The sequence below is a fragment of the Kocuria sp. WRN011 genome, assembly GCF_002295155.1.
Taxonomy (GTDB): Bacteria; Actinomycetota; Actinomycetes; order Actinomycetales; family Micrococcaceae; genus Kocuria; species Kocuria carniphila.
Genome location: NZ_NSGI01000002.1, coordinates 1 through 18,111, shown reverse-complemented (window position 1 = coordinate 18,111; position 18,111 = coordinate 1). Strand labels below are relative to the sequence as shown.

Annotated in this window: 15 protein-coding genes; 13 read left to right on the top strand and 2 right to left on the bottom strand. The window is 64.4% G+C overall.

Annotated features, from left to right (window positions below; genetic code table 11):
- Nucleotides 1-121 precede the first annotated feature (121 nt).
- Nucleotides 122-1,084, bottom strand: coding sequence for a quinone oxidoreductase (locus CKW39_RS02870; RefSeq protein WP_095796960.1), 963 nt, complete (start codon nt 1,082-1,084; stop codon nt 122-124).
- A gap of 185 nt (nt 1,085-1,269) precedes the next feature.
- Between CKW39_RS02870 and argC the strand changes: the two genes are divergently transcribed.
- From argC to CKW39_RS02840, 6 genes are all read left to right on the top strand, one after another.
- Entirely contained in the window at nt 1,270-2,319 is a 1,050-nt protein-coding gene (argC, locus tag CKW39_RS02865) for an N-acetyl-gamma-glutamyl-phosphate reductase (RefSeq protein WP_095796680.1), read from the top strand.
- 81 nt (nt 2,320-2,400) lie between these two features.
- Complete coding sequence (gene argJ / locus CKW39_RS02860; RefSeq protein WP_095796679.1) at nt 2,401-3,606, top strand: bifunctional glutamate N-acetyltransferase/amino-acid acetyltransferase ArgJ; 1,206 nt, start codon at nt 2,401-2,403, stop codon at nt 3,604-3,606.
- Nucleotides 3,607-3,618: 12 nt separating this feature from the next.
- On the top strand, nt 3,619-4,566 hold the full coding sequence (gene argB / locus CKW39_RS02855; protein ID WP_095796678.1) for an acetylglutamate kinase: 948 nt from the start codon (nt 3,619-3,621) through the stop codon (nt 4,564-4,566).
- The gene (locus tag CKW39_RS02850; protein WP_095796677.1) at nt 4,563-5,813 is read left to right on the top strand and encodes an acetylornithine transaminase; all 1,251 of its coding nucleotides are present in this window, start codon (nt 4,563-4,565) and stop codon (nt 5,811-5,813) included. Before argB ends, CKW39_RS02850 begins: the two co-directional genes overlap by 4 nt.
- 31 nt (nt 5,814-5,844) lie before the next feature.
- Complete coding sequence (gene argF / locus CKW39_RS02845) at nt 5,845-6,819, top strand: ornithine carbamoyltransferase (RefSeq protein WP_095796676.1); 975 nt, start codon at nt 5,845-5,847, stop codon at nt 6,817-6,819.
- On the top strand, nt 6,816-7,310 hold the full coding sequence (locus CKW39_RS02840) for an arginine repressor (RefSeq protein ID WP_095796675.1): 495 nt from the start codon (nt 6,816-6,818) through the stop codon (nt 7,308-7,310). Before argF ends, CKW39_RS02840 begins: the two co-directional genes overlap by 4 nt.
- 168 nt (nt 7,311-7,478) lie before the next feature.
- Here the strand turns inward: CKW39_RS02840 and CKW39_RS02835 are convergent, their stop codons facing one another.
- On the bottom strand, nt 7,479-7,910 hold the full coding sequence (locus CKW39_RS02835) for an ankyrin repeat domain-containing protein (RefSeq protein WP_095796959.1): 432 nt from the start codon (nt 7,908-7,910) through the stop codon (nt 7,479-7,481).
- A gap of 247 nt (nt 7,911-8,157) precedes the next feature.
- Here CKW39_RS02835 and CKW39_RS02830 point away from each other — a divergent pair, with 247 nt between their 5' ends.
- The 7 genes from CKW39_RS02830 (at nt 8,158) to tyrS (ending at nt 17,597) form a co-directional block, all read left to right on the top strand.
- Complete coding sequence (locus CKW39_RS02830) at nt 8,158-9,675, top strand: long-chain fatty acid--CoA ligase (protein WP_095796674.1); 1,518 nt, start codon at nt 8,158-8,160, stop codon at nt 9,673-9,675.
- Nucleotides 9,676-9,764: 89 nt separating this feature from the next.
- Entirely contained in the window at nt 9,765-10,973 is a 1,209-nt protein-coding gene (locus tag CKW39_RS02825) for an argininosuccinate synthase (protein ID WP_095796673.1), read from the top strand.
- 171 nt (nt 10,974-11,144) lie between these two features.
- The gene (gene argH / locus CKW39_RS02820; protein ID WP_095796672.1) at nt 11,145-12,590 is read left to right on the top strand and encodes an argininosuccinate lyase; all 1,446 of its coding nucleotides are present in this window, start codon (nt 11,145-11,147) and stop codon (nt 12,588-12,590) included.
- Between the two features lie 12 nt (nt 12,591-12,602).
- Entirely contained in the window at nt 12,603-13,325 is a 723-nt protein-coding gene (locus CKW39_RS02815) for a DNA-3-methyladenine glycosylase (protein ID WP_095796671.1), read from the top strand.
- A 49-nt stretch (nt 13,326-13,374) separates the two neighbouring features.
- A complete protein-coding gene (locus CKW39_RS02810; RefSeq protein ID WP_095796670.1) occupies nt 13,375-13,902 on the top strand; it encodes an adenine phosphoribosyltransferase in 528 nt (175 codons plus the stop codon).
- A gap of 58 nt (nt 13,903-13,960) precedes the next feature.
- The gene (locus tag CKW39_RS02805) at nt 13,961-16,279 is read left to right on the top strand and encodes an AAA family ATPase (protein ID WP_095796669.1); all 2,319 of its coding nucleotides are present in this window, start codon (nt 13,961-13,963) and stop codon (nt 16,277-16,279) included.
- Between the two features lie 13 nt (nt 16,280-16,292).
- Nucleotides 16,293-17,597, top strand: coding sequence for a tyrosine--tRNA ligase (tyrS, locus tag CKW39_RS02800; protein ID WP_095796668.1), 1,305 nt, complete (start codon nt 16,293-16,295; stop codon nt 17,595-17,597).
- Nucleotides 17,598-18,111: the final 514 nt, after the last annotated feature.

The window sequence follows — 18,111 nt, the reverse complement described above, 5'->3', positions numbered from 1 at the left end:
CACCGCTCGTGACCGCACCGAGCGCGGTGCGGATTGCAGAACATGACGAAGGGCCCGGTTCTCGCCGGGCCCTTCGTCATGCGCGGACCCACATGGTGCAGCAGTCCGCGTGGTGGACGACTTACGGCAGCAACAGCAGTTTGCCCTGGGTCTTGCGGGATTCCAGATCGGTGTGGGCCTGTGCCGCATCGGCCAGGGGATAGGTGCCACCCACTCGGACCGTCAGGTCTCCGGTCACCACGGCGCCGGTCAATTCGTTCCACCGCCAGGCACGCTCCTCAGCATCTCGGAGGTAGTGGACCAGGGAGGGACGGGTCAGGAACAGCGCACCGGAGCCGTTGAGGCGCTGGATGTCGAACGGCGGGACCTGACCGGAGGATCCTCCGAAGAGCACCACGGTGCCGCGCACGCGCGTGGCCTTCAGCGATTCGTCGAACGTTGTTTTCCCCACGGAGTCGTAGACGACGTCGGCACCTCGACCGTCCGTGAGTTCCCGGACCTGTTCCGCGAAGTTCTCGTATCCCAGGACATGGTCGGCACCGAGCTGACGCGCGGTTTCGACCTTTTCCTCGGTGGAGGTCAACGCGATGACCGTGGCCCCGATGCGCTTCATGAGCTGGATCGCCAGGCCACCCACGCCACCGGAGGCCGCGGTGATGACCGCGGTGTGCTCGGGCTTGAGCTCGAAAGTGGAGCGCACCAGGTAGTGGGCGGTGAGCCCCTGGAGCGGGAGGGCGGCGGCGTCGTGAACGGACATCTCGTCAGGAACCGGCATGGCCTTGGCCGCGTCAACCACGAAGTATTCGGCGTAGGTGCGGGTGGCCTCGGAGGTGGCCACGCGCTGACCCACGGACACCGAGGACACGTTCTCGCCCACGGCGCTCACCACTCCGGCACCTTCGGACCCGGGCGTGAACGGGTACTCGACCGGGTAGACACCTTCGCGCTGGTAGGTCTCAATGAAGTTCACACCGGTCGCGGCGGTGCGCACCAGCACCTGATCCGGTCCGGGCTGGGGGATGCCCACATTCGCCAGCTGTAGGACGTCCGGGCCACCGCTTTCCTGCGTGGCTATGGCTTTCATGGTGTCGGTCACGATGCCTCCTCTGGGCGCGGGCGCGCCGGTCGTCAACGGTCATGGTCAGTCTTGCGCGCCACACCGATCGGTTCAAGGTTCGTCGCGCTCACTCGCCTACGCGCGTAATGGTCCAACGCCATGGATGTATAAATATTGATAGTTATGTATATCCATGCGGTATGCTGACGAGTATGACGTACACCGCAGCTGTTTCAGGAGCCACCGGCTACGCGGGCGGAGAGGTCTTGCGCCTGCTCGCCGGACACCCGGAGATCACCGTGTCCACCGTGACCGGTCACTCGACCGCGGGCCAGCGACTGGGCAGCCTGCAACCGCACCTGCACGCGCTCGCGGACATGGAGGTGGTGGAGACCACTCCCGAGAACCTGTCCGGTCACGACATCGTGTTCCTGGCGCTACCGCACGGCCAGTCTGCGGAGATCGCCGCACAGCTGCCCGAGAACACTGTGGTCGTGGATGCCGGTGCGGACCATCGGCTGGAATCCTCCGAAGCGTGGGACGCGTTCTACGGCGGCGACCACGCCGGACACTGGCCCTACGGTCTGCCCGAACTGATCATCGATCCCAGCGGGGCCAAGCAGCGGGAGAAGCTCGGCAGTGCCACGCGCATTGCCGTCCCCGGGTGCTATCCCACGGGGTCCCTGCTGGCCCTGGCTCCGGCCGTTGCGGCGGGTCTCGTCTCAACCCGCGACATCGTGATCGTTTCTGCTTCCGGCACCTCTGGAGCGGGCAAGGCGTCCAAGCCGCACCTGCTCGGCGCCGAGGTCATGGGCAGCATGTCCCCGTACGGAGTGGGCGGCGGCCATCGGCACACTCCCGAAATCGAGCAGGGTCTCGGCTGGGCCTCCGGCCAGGACGTCAGCATCTCGTTCACGCCCACGCTTGCCCCCATGCCCCGCGGCATCCTGACCACGGCCACCGCGCCGCTGACCGAGGGCACCACCCTCGAAACTGCGCTGAAGGCCTACCAGGATGCCTATGCGGACGAGCTGTTCATTCACGTTCTGCCCCAGGGGCAGTGGCCGACCACCAAGTCCGTGGTCGGGTCCAATCACGTGGCGCTCCAGCTCGCGGTCGACCCGCACGCCAACCGTCTGATCGTCAGCCTGGTGCTGGACAATCTCACCAAGGGGACCGCGGGCGGCGCCGTGCAGTCCGTCAACATTGCCCTTGGCTTGCCCGAGACAGCGGGTCTCCAGCACCAGGGTCTTGCTCCCTGATTAATTACTGACACCGGCACGTACGACGCCGCTCGCTCACCTTCGCTCACGCCGCACACGATTCACGCACCAGGAGTTCTCATGGCATCCCACAACCCCGTTCCCGATATCACCGTGGACACAACCTACGGCGTGTGCGCGGCAGCCGGTTTTCGCGCCGCCGGTGTGGAAGCAGGCTTCAAGGCCTCCGGTGGCAAGGACCTCGCCCTGGTGGTCAACGACGGCCCGGAGTTCAATGCGGCGGCCGTCTTCACCTCCAACCGTGTAGCCGCAGCACCGGTGCACTGGTCGCGCGAGGTGATCCGACAAGGAAGTTCCCGCGCGGTGATCCTCAACTCAGGCGGCGCCAACGCCTGCACCGGTGCCCAGGGGTTCCAGAACACCCACGAAACGGCAGAACTCGTGGCCGAGAAGCTGGGAGTGGGCGCCGGCGACGTCGTCGTTTGTTCGACCGGACTGATTGGCGAGCAACTGCCGATGGACGTGATGCGGGCCGGAATCCCGCCGTTGACCGAGGCCCTCGAAGCTGGCCCCGAGGCGGGTAAGGCGGCGGCCGAGGCCATCATGACCACCGACTCCGTCTCCAAGCAGGCGTGTGCCGCGCGGGACGGATGGACCGTGGGCGGTATCGCTAAGGGCGCGGGGATGCTGGCGCCCGGACTGGCCACGATGCTCGTGGTCATCACGACCGACGCCAAGCTGCCGGCCGACGCCCTGGACCGCGCGCTGCGCGAGGCCTGTCGGGTGACGTTCAATCGCACGGATTCGGACGGCTGCATGTCCACGAATGACACCGTGGCCCTCATGGCCTCCGGTGCCTCCGGGAACACCGCAGACGAGCTGGAATTCACCCGCGCACTTACCGCTGTGTGCCACAGCCTGGCGCAGCAGCTCATCACGGACGCGGAGGGTGCCTCCCACGACATCGCGATCACCACCGTGGGAGCCGCGACCGAAACCGAGGCCGAGGACGTCTCCCGCACGGTATCCCGGTCCAACCTGCTCAAGGCCGCAGTGTTCGGCAACGATCCCAACTGGGGCCGTGTGCTCTCGGCCGTGGGCACCACGTCCGCTCAGTTCGACCCGGACCAGATTGACGTGACCATCAACGGCGTCATGGTGTGCCGGAACGGCGCCATCGGCGATTCCCGCGACAACGTGGACATGGCCGCAGCTCGCGCCGTGGATATCGTCATCGACCTGAAGGCCGGCAATCACCAGGCCACGGTGTGGAGCAACGACCTCACCCACGATTACGTTGAGGAGAACAGCGCGTACTCCAGCTGACGCGCGCCCGTCATGTCACGTTTGAGCGATAACACCAGGTACGAGACCGCCCAATCCAAGGCGGAAACCCTCATGGAGGCCCTGCCCTGGATCCAGCGCTACGCCGGTTCCGTCATGGTCTTCAAGTACGGCGGTAACGCCATGATCAACGACGACCTGCGCCGCGCCTTCGCGGAGGACATGGTCTTCCTGAGTCACATGGGCATTAAACCCGTGGTCGTCCACGGTGGCGGCCCGCAGATCAGCGCCATGTTGTCCACGTTGAACATTCCGTCCGAGTTCAGGGACGGGCTCCGTGTGACCTCCCGCGAGGCCATGGGTGTGATCCGCATGGTGCTCACCGGCCAGGTGGGGCGGGAGCTCGTGGGTCTGATCAACGCGCACGGCCCGTACGCGGTGGGCATGTCCGGTGAGGACGCCGGTCTATTGCAGGCGCGCAGGATTCGCACGGGTTCGGACGGACAACCGCTGGACCTGGGCTTGGTGGGGACCGTGGAGAAGGTCAACACCGCGGCCGTGGAACAGCTCATCGAGATCGGCAAGATCCCGGTGATCGCCTCGATCGCACCCGAACTCGCGGACGATCCTTCCGCGTCGGACGGCTCCGGTGACCTGACCGGTGAGGTGCTCAACGTCAATGCGGACACCGCGGCGGCCGAGGTTGCCGTTGCGCTGGGTGCGGAGAAGTTCGTGGCCCTCACGGACGTGGAAGGCCTGTACGCCAACTGGCCGGACAAGTCCTCCCTCATCTCGTCGCTGACCATCACGGAGCTGCGCGAGATGCTGCCCTCCCTGGAATCCGGGATGATCCCCAAAATGCAGGCTGCCCTGCGCGCCGTGGACAACGGTGTGCCGCGGGCGTCCATTGTGGACGGCCGGTCCGCGCATTCATCCCTGTTGGAAATTTTCACCGACACCGGTATCGGCACCGAGGTCACCCCGGACGGAGACACCCCATGAGCGAATCGCAGAACGAGCTGCTGCAGGACTACAAGGACAACCTGCTGGGGGTGTTCGGTGACCCCGCCCTCGTCCTGACCGAGGGCCAAGGTGTGTACGTCACGGACGCCAACGGCAAGAAGTACCTGGACCTGCTCGGCGGTATCGCGGTGAACTCGATCGGCTACGCGCACCCGGATTGGGTTGCGGCGGTCAGTGAGCAGGCGGGCAAGCTCGCGCACATCTCCAACCTGTTCACCTCACCGCAGGGCATTTCGCTCGCGCACCAGTTGCTCGAGCTGACCGACGCGCCCGAGGGCTCACACGTGTTCTTCGCCAACTCGGGTTCGGAAGCCAACGAGGCCGCCTTCAAGCTGGCGCGCCGTCACGGCGCGGCCCACCCCGGTCCCGACGGCGCTCCGCGCACCCGGGTGCTCGCCCTGGAGAACGCGTTCCACGGTCGCACCATGGGCTCGCTCGCCCTCACCGCCAAGGACGCCTACCGGGCACCCTTCGAGCCGTTGCCCGGGGGAGTGACCCACATCCCCGCAACGATTGAGGCGCTTGAGAAGGAGCTGGACGGTACAGTCTCGGCGCTCATCGTGGAACCGGTGCAGGGTGAATCCGGTGTGCATGCACTCCTCGAGGGGCTCCTGGCTCGCGCCCGCGAACTCACCCGCGAACACGGTGCACTGTTGATCGTGGACGAGGTGCAGTCCGGCATCGGACGCACCGGACAGTGGCTCGCGACCACCGCGCAGCTGCCCGAGGGTGAATTCCCGGATGCCATCACTTTGGCCAAGGGCCTGGGTGGCGGTTTCCCCATTGGCGCCATGATCACCGTTGGCTCCGACGTGTCCTCGCTGTTGACCGCGGGACAACACGGCACCACGTTCGGAGGCAACCCGTTGGCGACCGCGGCGGCGTCGGCCACGCTGGACGTCATCAAGAACGAGGGCCTGCTCGGCAACGCGGACGTTGTCGGCGCGCACCTGGCCGCGGCATTGAAAGACCTGACAGAGGTCCGCGAGGTGCGTCAGCACGGCCTGCTGATCGGCATCGATCTGGTCCAGGACTCACCCGAGCAGGCCCTGGCACCCGCCGTCGTGACCGCCGCCCGCGAAGCCGGATTCATCATCAACGCCACCGGTCCCGGTACCGTGCGCCTGGCCCCGCCACTGATCATCACCGCGCAGGAAACGGACAGTTTCGTTGCCGCACTACCGGGCATCATCAGCGACGCCCGCACCGCGCTCGCCGGCTCTTAACAGACTTCATTCACCCGCAGGAGGAATCCCCGTGTTGCGTCATTTTCTGGTCGATACCGATCTGAGCCCCGAGGAACAGGAGCAAGTCCTGGATCTGGCCGCCGCGCTCAAGGCCGATCGGTTCAGCCGCCGTCCCCTGGCCGGCCCACAAACCGTGGGCGTTATTTTCGACAAGACCTCCACCCGCACCCGTGTTTCCTTCGCGACCGGCGTGGCCGATTTGGGCGGCAACCCGCTCATCATCAACCCGGGCGAGTCGCAGCTGGGTCACAAGGAAAGCATCGCGGACAGCTCGCGCGTGTTCTCCCGCATGCTCGCCGCGGTCGTATGGCGCACGTTCGAGCAGTCGGGCCTGGAGGAAATGGCCGAGTACAGTTCCGTGCCCGTGATCAACGCGCTCTCCGACGACTATCACCCGTGCCAGATCCTCGCGGACCTTCTTACGCTCCGGGAACGCTTCGGCGACGTCAAGGGCCTCACCCTGACCTACGTGGGAGACGCCGCCAACAACATGGCCAACTCGTACATGCTCGGCTGTGTCACTGCCGGTATGCACGTGCGGATTGCCGGTCCCGCCTCGCACCTGCCCAGCCAGGAGGTGATCGACGCCGCTCGGGAACGCGCCGCCGAAACCGGCGGTTCCGTGCTGGTCACGAGCGACATGGCTGAGGCCCTTGCGGGTGCCCACGCGGTGGTCACTGACACGTGGGTGTCCATGGGCCAGGAGGATCAGAAGGGTGATCGCGCCGAGATCTTCCGGCCGTATTCGGTGACATCCGAGGCCATGGCGCAGGCAGCCGGGAACGCTGTCTTCCTGCATTGTCTCCCCGCCTACCGGGGCAACGAGGTCACGGCCGAGGTGATCGACGGGCCGGCATCGCTGGTCTGGGACGAGGCCGAGAACCGCGTGCACGCTCAGAAAGCGCTGCTCACGTGGCTGCTGGATTCTTCCGGACTGTCCTCGGATCGGCCGGATGCCCTGCGCCGCGCCGGGGGACAGCAGTGAGCATTCCCACCACCAAGACCGCCCGGCAGGCTCGCATCATGGAGTTGGTGACCGGCGGAGACATTCATTCGCAGGCGGAACTTGCCGAGTTACTCGCCGCCGACGGCGTTCAGGTCACACAGGCCACGCTGTCCCGGGACCTGGTCGAGCTCGAAGCCGTGCGGGTGCGCTCGCCGGAAGGCGGGTTGGTGTATGCGGTGCCGCAAGCCGGAGCGGATCGCTCGCCCGCCAGCGGGATCACTCGCGAAACCCTGGACGCCCGCCTGGCAGGGCTCTGCAAGGATCTGCTCGTCACTGCGGAGGCGAGCGCGAACCTCGTGATTCTGCGGACCCCTCCCGGAGCCGCCCAGTATTTCGCCTCGGCGATCGACCATTCCGTGCTTTCGGACATCCTGGGAACGATTGCCGGCGATGACACCATCATGGTGGTGTGCCGCGACCCGCAGGGTGGGGACGCGGTGGCCCAGAAGTTCTTGGATCTGGCTCACTGACCCCTGGCTCATTGATACCTTGACCGCTGATCCCTGGCCGATGGGTCTCCGGCCCGCTGATGGGCCCACCAATAAGGGTTCACTGCCCTTTGGCGATCTTGTCTCGTTGGCTGAGCCATCCACGTTCGCTGACCGGCTCGTTCGGCGGCGCGTTGCGTCGCGGGGCAGTCAGGACCCGCGGGGTTCGAACTCCTGCAGAACGGGCAGCAAGTGCTCCTGTCCGAAGACCTTGGCCACGTCCTGTGCGTGCTGATTGCCCGTGGCCTGACCCGCGCCCGCTTCCAAGAGCCTGCGAGTGATGGGTTCGTTGCCCCGGAACACCGCGCAGATCAGTGCGGTGAACCCCACGTCACTCACCCGCTCGGTGTCCGCGCCAAATTCGAGCAGCATGAACACGGTCTCTTCCTGCTCCTGGTAGGCCGCCAGGTTCAGCAGGGTGTCGCCTTTGCCGTTCGTCAGGTTGGCCGGAACACCGGCCTGGAGGGCTTCCCGCAAGAAATCGTTCCTACCCTCACGTGCGGCGTCGAAGAGTGAGTTGACGTAGGCGATTTCTTCGTCGGTCAACTGCGGTTGCTGGGCATTGTTCTCCGGTGCGGACACGGACGGTTCCTCCTGAAAGAGCTGACAAGGCGCGGTTTCACCCGAGTCGGGGAACCACCAGGACAGTGTCCCACGGCACTCCGACATGATCATGCCGACAGTAGTGCACTCCCGACACACCTCACGAAAACGAGTCGGACGCAGGGTGGTTTGGCAGCGGGCATCACGGAGCGTCGCATTGACTCCGATATCCGATACTGGCAGTCTCATGTGTCACAGATCACTACAGATTCCTGGGAGATGACTCATGTCCAATGTGGCAACCCTGCTCACCGATTCCGCCGAACGATATCCGGACCGTCCCGTGATCATCCTGGATGACACCCGGATGACCTACGCGCAGCTCAACGACCTCTCGGCGCGGGCAGCAGCAATGCTCAAGACGCAGGGGATTAAGCCGGGCGACCGCGTGGCCACGGTCATGCCCAATGTTCCCCACATGCCGGTGTTGTACTACGCGATTCTCCGGATCGGAGCAATTGTTGTTCCGCTCAATCCGCTGCTGACCCCTCGTGAACTCAGCTACCACTTCACCAATGCTGAGGTCTCCGCGGTCCTGACCTGGGAAGGCATGATCGACGCTAGCCAGGAAGCTGCCAAGGAAGCCGGTGACATTCCTGTGGTGGCCATCGGAGCGCAGGAGACCATGCAGAAGCTGCAGGGTGTGGAGCCCGATCATGAGGTGGTTGACCGGAATGATGACGATACGGCCGTACTGCTTTACACCTCCGGTACCACCGGCAAGCCCAAGGGTGCAGAGCTGACCCACCTCAACCTACGTTCCAACGCCACGATGTCCGCCGAAGGATTCTCTCTGACCGAAGACGACGTGAAATTTGGAGGCCTTCCGTTCTTCCACGTGTTCGGTCAGACCGTCGCGCTCAACGGAGTGGTGTCCAAGGGTGCTTCGGTCACTCTGCTGCCGCGCTTCGACGCCATGAAGGCCCTTGAGATTCTGCGCCGGGACAAGGTCACGGTGTTCGTCGGCGTGCCCAGCATGTACGTGGCCCTGCTGCACGCAGTCAATCAGACCGGTCCGGAAGCGGTGGAGGGTATCAACCTTCGGGCAACTCTCTCCGGCGGGTCACCCATGCCGGTGGAGGTGCTCGAACGGTTCGAGAAGGTGTTCAACACGACCGTCCACGAGGGATACGGGCTCTCCGAAACGTCACCGGTGGTTTCCTTGAATCAGCCGGGAGGCATTCGTAAACCCGGTTCCATCGGAACACCTGTCGAGGGCGCTGAATTGGACATCTTCGATGGCCAGGACCAGCCCGTCGGCGAGGGGGAGGTCGGTGAGTTGGTGGTCCGCGGCCAGTACGTGATGAAGGGCTACTGGCGTAACCCGGAAGCAACGGAGGCAGCCATTCGCGACGGATGGTTCCACACCGGGGACATGGCGCGCCGCGACGAGGACGGCGTCTACTACATCGTGGACCGCAAGAAGGACATGATTCTGCGCGGCGGCTACAACGTGTATCCCCGCGAGGTCGAAGAGGTGCTGTACCAGTTCCCCGGTGTGGTGGAAGCTGCCGTGCTGGGTGTGCCTCACGAACAGCACGGCGAGGAGGTGGGTGCCGTCGTCGTCTTCGACCCCAAGGCCCTCGGTGACCGGTCGACGGAAGAAGTGACCAAGGAGCTGGACGCCTTCGTTCAGGAACGGGTGGCCAAGTACAAGTACCCCCGTCACTACAACGTTCTGGACGAGCTCCCCAAGGGACCCACGGGCAAGATCCTCAAGCGCGAACTCTCGCTCAATGCATAATTACAAATAGTGCTGTATAGTCATGCATTGAGGCGCGGGCCTGGCCCGTGCGCAAAGTTTTTGTCGTGCAGCAAAGTGAGGAGAGCACCGTGAGCGATCGCGTTGTGTTGGCATACTCCGGAGGTCTCGATACTTCGGTGGCTATCGGTTGGATCGGAGAAGCCACGGGTGCCGAGGTCATTGCGGTGGCCGTTGACGTTGGACAGGGCGGCGAGGACCTGGAGACCATTCGCCAGCGCGCCCTGGACTGCGGTGCCGTGGAGGCCTACGTGGCCGACGCTCGCGACGAGTTCGCCGAGGAATACTGCATGCCGGCTCTGAAGGCCAACGGCATGTACATGGATGCCTACCCGCTGGTGTCCGCCGTGTCCCGCCCGGTGATCGTCAAGCACCTGGTCAAGGCCGCCAAGCAGTTCGGCGCGACCACCGTGGCACACGGTTGCACCGGTAAAGGCAACGACCAGGTTCGCTTCGAGGTGGGTATCCAGACGTTGGGTCCCGAGCTCAAGTGCATCGCCCCGGTTCGTGACTTGGCTCTGACCCGCGAAAAGGCCATTGCCTACGCGGAGAAGAACGACCTGCCCATCGTGACCACCAAGAAGAACCCCTTCTCGATCGACCAGAACGTGTGGGGTCGCGCTGTGGAGACCGGTTTCTTGGAGGACATCTGGAACGGTCCCACCAAGGACGTCTACGACTACACGGACGATCCCACCTTCCCGCCGCCCGCGGACGAACTGGTCATCACCTTCCGGGAAGGTGTTCCGGTCGCGATCGACAACAAGCCGGTCACAGCGTTGCAGGCCATCCAGGAACTCAACCGCCGCGCCGGCGCCCAGGGCGTGGGTCGGATCGACATTGTTGAAGACCGCCTGGTGGGCATCAAGTCTCGCGAGATCTACGAGGCTCCCGGTGCCATGACCCTGATCGCGGCGCACCGCGAACTGGAGAACGTCACCATCGAGCGCGAGCAGGCACGCTTCAAGAAGACCGTGGATCAGCGCTGGACCGAACTGGTCTACGACGGCCAGTGGTTCTCGCCGCTGAAGAAGTCCCTGGACGTCTTCGTGGATGACACCCAGAAGTACGTCAACGGTGACATCCGCATGGAACTGCACGCGGGTCGCGCCACCGTGACCGGCCGCCGTTCGGACACCGGCCTGTACGACTTCAACCTGGCCACCTACGACGAAGGCGATTCGTTCGACCAGTCGAACGCCCGCGGCTTCATCGAGCTGTTCGGTATGTCCTCCAAGGTTGCCTCGCAGCGCGAACAGCGCCTGGCGGGCGAGAACTAAACGCCGCTGACGCGTCATGACCGGCCGGGCTCCTAGACTGGAGCCCGGCCGGATTTACGTCCGAAGTCGTTACGGGTAACCACGACCTCGGCACCCGTAGCTTCGGCACACGAACCGTCGGCGCCCGGTCGCCGGAACCCAACTAGCACCATCTCGCGAGCAAGGAGCAGCATGGCCCAGCACCAGCAGCACGGAACCAATGAGGGCGCCCTGTGGGGCGGTCGTTTCGCCGGGGGACCGGCGGATGCCCTGGCCGCTCTGAGCAAGTCCACGCAGTTCGACTGGCGGTTGGCTCCCTATGACATCGCGGGTTCCCGCGCTCATGCTCGCGTGCTCCATACGGCCGGACTGCTTACTGCCGAAGAACTTGAGGGCATGATTGCCGCGCTCGATCAGCTCGAGACCGACGTTCGTTCCGGCGCCTACGTTCCCGCCGAATCCGATGAGGACGTCCACGGTTGCCTGGAACGCGGTCTGATCGAGCGCGCCGGGCCGCAGCTGGGCGGTAAGCTCCGCGCCGGCCGTTCCCGCAATGACCAGATCGCCACGCTGGGTCGCATGTACCTGCGCGACCACGCCGCCATCATCGCCAAGGACCTGCTGGACGTGGTGCGTGCCCTCATCTCTCAAGCCGAGCGGTACCCGTACGCACCCTTGCCGGGCCGCACCCATTTGCAGCACGCGCAGCCCATCCTGCTGTCCCACCACTTGCTCGCGCACGCTTGGGCAGTTCTGCGCGACGTGCAGCGTCTGGTCGACTGGGATAAGCGCGCCGCGGTGTCCCCTTACGGTTCCGGCGCCTTGGCCGGTTCCTCCTTGGGGCTGGACCCCAATGCCGTCGCCTCGGAGCTCGGCTTCGATTCCGCTGTTTTCAACTCGATCGACGGCACAGCGTCTCGCGACGTCTACGCCGAATTCGCGTGGGTCACCGCAATGGCGGCGGTCGACATTTCCCGCATGAGCGAAGAGGTCACCACGTGGGCCACCAAGGAATTCTCGTTCGTGACCCTGGACGACGCCTTCTCCACGGGCTCCTCGATCATGCCGCAGAAGAAGAATCCCGACGTCGCCGAGCTCGCCCGCGGTAAGGCGGGTCGCCTCATCGGCGACCTCACCGGTTTGCTGGCCACGCTCAAGGGCCTGCCGCTCGCGTACAACCGTGACCTGCAGGAGGACAAGGAGCCGGTCTTCGACGCGATCGATCAGCTCGAGGTCCTGTTGCCTGCGGTGTCCGGCATGATGGGCACGCTCGTGTTCCACCAGGAGCGCCTGGTGGAGCTGGCTCCGCAGGGCTTCGCCCTGGCCACGGATGTGGCCGAGTGGCTCGTTCGCCAGGGTGTCCCGTTCCGCGAGGCCCATGAGATCTCCGGAGACGCCGTGCGTGTGTGCGAGGAGAACGGCATCGAGCTGTGGGACCTCACCGACGAACAGTTCGCGCAGATCTCCGCGCACCTCACTCCGCAGGTGCGCGAGGTACTCACGGTCGAAGGATCGCTGAATTCCCGCAATTCTCAGGGCGGCACGGCTCCGTCCGCTGTGGCACAGCAATTGGCCGAGCTCAAGCGCCAATTGGGTGAGTTGGCCGCGTTCGAGTCCCGTCAGCCGATCGTTTCCTGACCACTCGCACACGTGGCCGATTCGCTCGAAGAGCTCTTGTCCGCAACAGCGCCGGAGGCAGCTCCGGCGCTGTTGGGTGCCGTCCTGGTACGTTCCGATTCACAAGCCACGGTGGCACTGCGCCTGACCGAGGTCGAAGCGTACGGGGGGCCAGCCGACTCCGACCTTCCGGATCCCGGGGCACACACCTATCGCGGGCGGACTGCCCGCAACGCCTCGATGTTCGGCCCGCCGGCTCACCTCTACGTCTACTTCACCTACGGACTGCACCACGCCCTCAACCTGGTCTGTCGGCCCGACGGACACGCGGGCGGTTGCCTCATTCGTGCCGGGGAGCTGGTGGCGGGGGAGGACGCCGCGCGGCGTCGTCGTAGTGCGAACCGGGCCACCGAACCAGCGCACGCCGCACTTGCCAGGGGACCCGGCAATGTCGCCCAGGCACTCGGGCTGGACCGTTCTGACGACGGCGCTCCGTTGCGTTACCTGGGCAGCGTCCCGGATACCGTCCTCGCCGCGCAGCGTCTCGTGACCGAGCACCCCGGGTATCCGAAACCCTGGACGGGGATTTTTCTGCCGGAGCATGCTGGGCAGGCGGAGATGGTGACCACCGCTCGCACCGGCGTCTCGGGCGAAGGCGGGACGGACGCTTTCCCGTGGCGCTTCGCGCTCAAGAACGATCCCACGGTCTCGCCGTACCGAAAAGCTGCCGTCAAGAAACGTAGAACCCGGCCGTAGCATCCGCGTGAACTGCTCGTGTGGGTCGAACGGCGGATACGATGGTCCGGTGACTGAATCCGTAGAGCAGATGATTGACCGGTTGTGCGCCAAGATCCCGGACCACCCGGAGCCGGGGGTGTTGTTCCGTGACCTCACTCCGCTGTTTGCAGACGGTGACGGATTCAAGCGCACCGTGGACGCACTGACCGATGCATTCCGCGGCCAGTACGACTGCGTGGCCGGTGTGGAAGCGCGCGGGTTCATGATTGCCGCAGCCGTGGCCTATGCCTCTGGCGTGGGTATTGTTCCCGTTCGGAAGAAGGGCAAGCTGCCGCGCGAGACCATCTCGCAGCAGTACAACCTGGAGTACGGCACCGAAACGCTCGAAATCCACACGGACGATGTCCCGCGCGGTTCGCGTGTTCTGGTGCTCGACGACGTTCTGGCCACCGGTGGCACGTTGGGTGCCTCTGCCTCATTGCTGACCCGCGCCGGTTTCAACGTGGCGGGCTTCGGCGTGATCATGGAGTTGACCGCCCTGCGCGGCCGCGCCCAGCTGGGCGGACACCGGGTTCGCGCCCTGCTGCGAGTCTGAGTTTCTCCCCGTGACATCCTCGGTCACGGGAGCGCGATAGGATTGACGACCGCTGGTTATGGAACCGGCGGTCGTTTTCCGTCCCCGTGAGGTGAATTGCGTGACCGAGTCCGCGTCTGAAAGAACCGCCCAGCAGCTCGAGCTGGAACGGGACTACGTTGCCCAGGCCTATGAACGCCTGGACGAGTTGCGCGAGGTCAACAGTCATGAACTCGCAAAGGTCCGGCGTAGTGACTACGGAGGCGGTCACCAGGCCAAGTCCGAACGTGATGCCTTTGCGTCCCACTACGAGGACCGATTGACGCAACTCGAATCGGTGGATGAGCGCCTGGTCTTCGGCCGCCTCGACACCGAGGACGACGAACGCTATTACGTGGGCCGGCTCGGTCTGGCCACCGAGGACCACCAGCGTCTGGTGCTGGACTGGCGCGCCCGAGAAGCCGGCGCGTTCTATCAGGCGACCGCACGCAACACCCAGGGGCTCGCGCGGCGTCGGCACCTGATCATGGAGAAGCGCAACGTCACGGCCATCGAGGACGATGTCTTCAACGCGGACGCCGTGGAACAGGACGAGGTCGTCCGAGGCGAAGGCGCGCTCCTCGCAGCACTCAACAAGACCCGCACCGGTCGGATGAACGACATCGTGGCGACCATTCAGGCCGAACAGGACCGCATCATCCGCGCACCACTCAAGGGTGTGCGGGTAGTGCAGGGTGGTCCCGGAACGGGGAAGACCGCGGTGGCGCTGCACCGTGCCGCGTACCTGCTCTACGAACACCGCGAACGCCTGGCCAAGTCCGGCGTGTTGATCGTCGGGCCATCGTCATCGTTCCTCTGGTACATCGAACGGGTGTTGCCCGCTCTGGGTGAGACCGGTGTGGTCATGTCTTCGCTGGCGGATCTGTACCCGGGCGTTCACGGCCAGGTCGAACGTGATCCGTGGGTCGCACGGTGGAAGTCCGGACTGCACATGGTGGACGTGATCGAGCGAGCGGTCGCGGACCGGCAAAAGGTTCCGGAGAAGAATCTCTGGCTGACCGTGGATGGTCATTCGGTCAAACTCAAGCGCTCCCTGGTACGGCACGCGCGTGAGCGTGCCCGTGCCACGGGCAAGGCGCACAACGAGGCCCGCGCGACCTTTGTGAAGGTCATCATCAAGCAGCTCGCGGAAACCCTGGGGCAGCAGCTCAACGAGAAGGCCGGTTCCACCATGGACCGTTCCTATCTCAAGGAAGACCTGCGGCAGTCCCGCGAGGTCCGAGTGGCTCTCAACCTGTTGTGGTTGCCGTTGACCCCACAGCAACTGGTGGGTCAGCTGTTCTCCAAGGAGCGCTACCTGCGTTCCGCCGCTCCCAACCTGAGTGACGCCCAAATCGCGCAGCTACTCCGAGCCCCTGATGCGCCGCTCACCGTCGCGGACGTGCCATTGCTCGACGAAGCGGCAGAGCTGCTTGGCGACTTCGATTCCGCGGGTATCAAGCTGCGCGGTCAGGCGGCCGAGCAGCGCAAGGCGGCAGAATCCGCGGAGAAAGTGCTCGCCACCATGGCCGAGGGTTTCGAAGACATCGGCGCCCAGGGCATCATCACCGTGGACCAGTTGACCACCCTGAACGAGGAACCGGTGCGGCGCATGACAGCTGCCGAGGCGGCGTCGGCGGACCGCACCTGGGCCTACGGGCACGTGGTGGTCGACGAGGCTCAGGAGCTCTCGGCCATGCAGTGGCGCACGCTGATGCGCCGCTGCCCCATGAAGTCGTTCACGGTGGTCGGCGATATTGCCCAGGCCGGTAACGCCGCGGCAGCGACCACATGGGCTGGTGCGCTGGAACCGTTCGTGGGGGATCGCTTCTCCCTTGAGGAACTCACGGTCAACTACCGCACGCCCCAGCCCATCGCCGACGCCGCCGTGCGAGTTGCCCGCGCAGCAGGCCTTCGCGTGTCGGACCCGCGCGCCGTTCGTGACGGGGAGGCGCCCGTCTTGATCAACGTTGCCGACCAGGAGGAAGTGGCCGAGGCGGTGATCGAGCAGCTCCGCAGTGAACTGGATCTCGTCGAGGGAGGACTGATCGGCGTCGTGTGTCCCGGTGACTCGATTGCTGCCGTGGCCGCAGCACTCGACCAGGCGTTCCCGGGGTTGGTCGCCGCGGGAATGCGACGACTGGATCGTCAGATCATGCTGCTCACCCCGTGGGATGCGAAGGGCCTGGAATTCGATTCCGTAGTGGTGGTGGAACCGGCGGACATTGCCAACGATCCTGCCGGGGGAGTGGGCAACTTGTATGTGGCGATGACACGACCCACCCAGCGTCTGTACATGGTGGCCGCGCATGGCATGCCAGCGGGTCTGGAACAAACCTGCTCGGAGTCGCAGGGCTGATAACTTAGTCCTCGTGTCAACCACCGATCTGAGCAATCAGCACAACGACCCGACCTTCGATTCCCTGTGGGAAGAACTGAATTGGCGGGGTCTCGTCCAGGTGTCCACGGACCCACAGTCCATTGAGGATGCCTTGGCCTCCGGACCCATCACGTATTACTGCGGGTTCGATCCCACCGCGGCCTCTCTTCACTTGGGCCACCTGGTTCAGTTGTTATTGCTGCGCCGTCTGCAGTTGGGCGGACACAACCCCATCGGGTTGGTCGGTGGCTCCACCGGACTCATCGGTGACCCGCGTCAGACGTCTGAGCGCGTCCTGAACTCCCGCGAGACCGTGGCCGAGTGGGTTGAGTTGCTCCGCGAGCAGGTTCAGCGGTTTCTCTCCTTCGAAGGGGAGAACGCGGCACGGATGGTCAACAACCTGGATTGGACGTCGCAGATGTCCGCGATCGACTTCCTGAGGGACGTCGGCAAGAATTTCCGCGTCGGCACGATGATCAAGAAGGACATTGTGGCCAAGCGACTCAACTCGGACGAGGGTATTTCCTACACCGAGTTCAGCTACCAGATCCTGCAGGGTATGGACTTCTTGAACCTGTACCGCGAGTACAACTGCGTATTGGAGACCGGTGGTTCGGATCAGTGGGGCAACCTGACCTCGGGTACCGAACTGGTACGCAAGGTTGAAGGTGCCACCGTGCACGCGATCGGTACGCCCTTGATCACCAACTCGGACGGCACCAAGTTCGGTAAGTCCGAGGGCAACGCGATTTGGTTGAACCCGGAGCTCACCTCTCCGTACGCCTTCTACCAGTTCTGGCTCAACACCGCTGACGCAGATGTGGTGGACCGTCTCAAGGTCTTCACCTTCCGTACCCGCGAAGAGATCGAAGAGCTTGGCCGTCTCACGGAGACCGAACCGTACCGTCGCGAAGCCCAGAAGGCCCTGGCCTACGAGGTCAATACTCTGGTCCACGGTGAAGAGGCAACGCGCAAGGCCATCGCGGCATCCGCTGCCGTGTTCGGGAAGGGGCAGTTCTCCGACCTGGACGAGGAAACCCTGGCGTCGGTCACGGCTGAGCTTCCCCATGCTGAAGTCAGCGCGGATCAGACCACGATCATTGACCTCCTGGTGGCCACCGGACTCTCGGAGTCCAAGTCCGCCGCACGACGCACGGTCAAGGAAGGTGGCGTTTCGCTGAACAACCAGAAGGTCACCGATGGGGACGCAGCACTGGATGCCTCCGATCTGTTGCACGGGCGATTCGCGCTGCTGCGTCGAGGCAAGAAGAATCTGGCTGCAGTTACTGTCGTCTGAGCCCTGAGCCCTGAGCCCTGAGCCCTGAGCCCTGGAGAGTTGCCATTATGGGCGCTCCAGGGCTCTTCTCATCCGGGAACCGGGGGCGCTGGCAGTGGTTTTGCGCGCCGTGGGATCCGTGTGTAATGTAGTCCGAGTCGCCGCGGGCAAGGCCGAAAGGCCAACGCAGCGGTGAACATCCCGTAAAGATCAGCACAGGTTGTTCCTGCGCCTTGTTCATGCGGAATCGACAGCTATCAGAAGTGGAAGCCAACCAGCTTGAGAGATCAAGTTGACACGCCGAAGCAGAAGGTACTACGATAGAAAAGTTGCTTCCGAGCGGAACCGCGAGGTTCTCGGCGAAAAGCGAAAATTTCAACCAACGACAGGATCGCTGAGATCCGCCGTGTGGTTTGTTGTTTGTCAACTCAATAGTGTGCCTAGTTTGTTGATACCGAAAAGTATTTGTATTTTTTGGTTGATGGCCTGATGCTCCGGGTGTTTTTCCCGTTTCCTGGGGTGTTGGGTGTCAGCT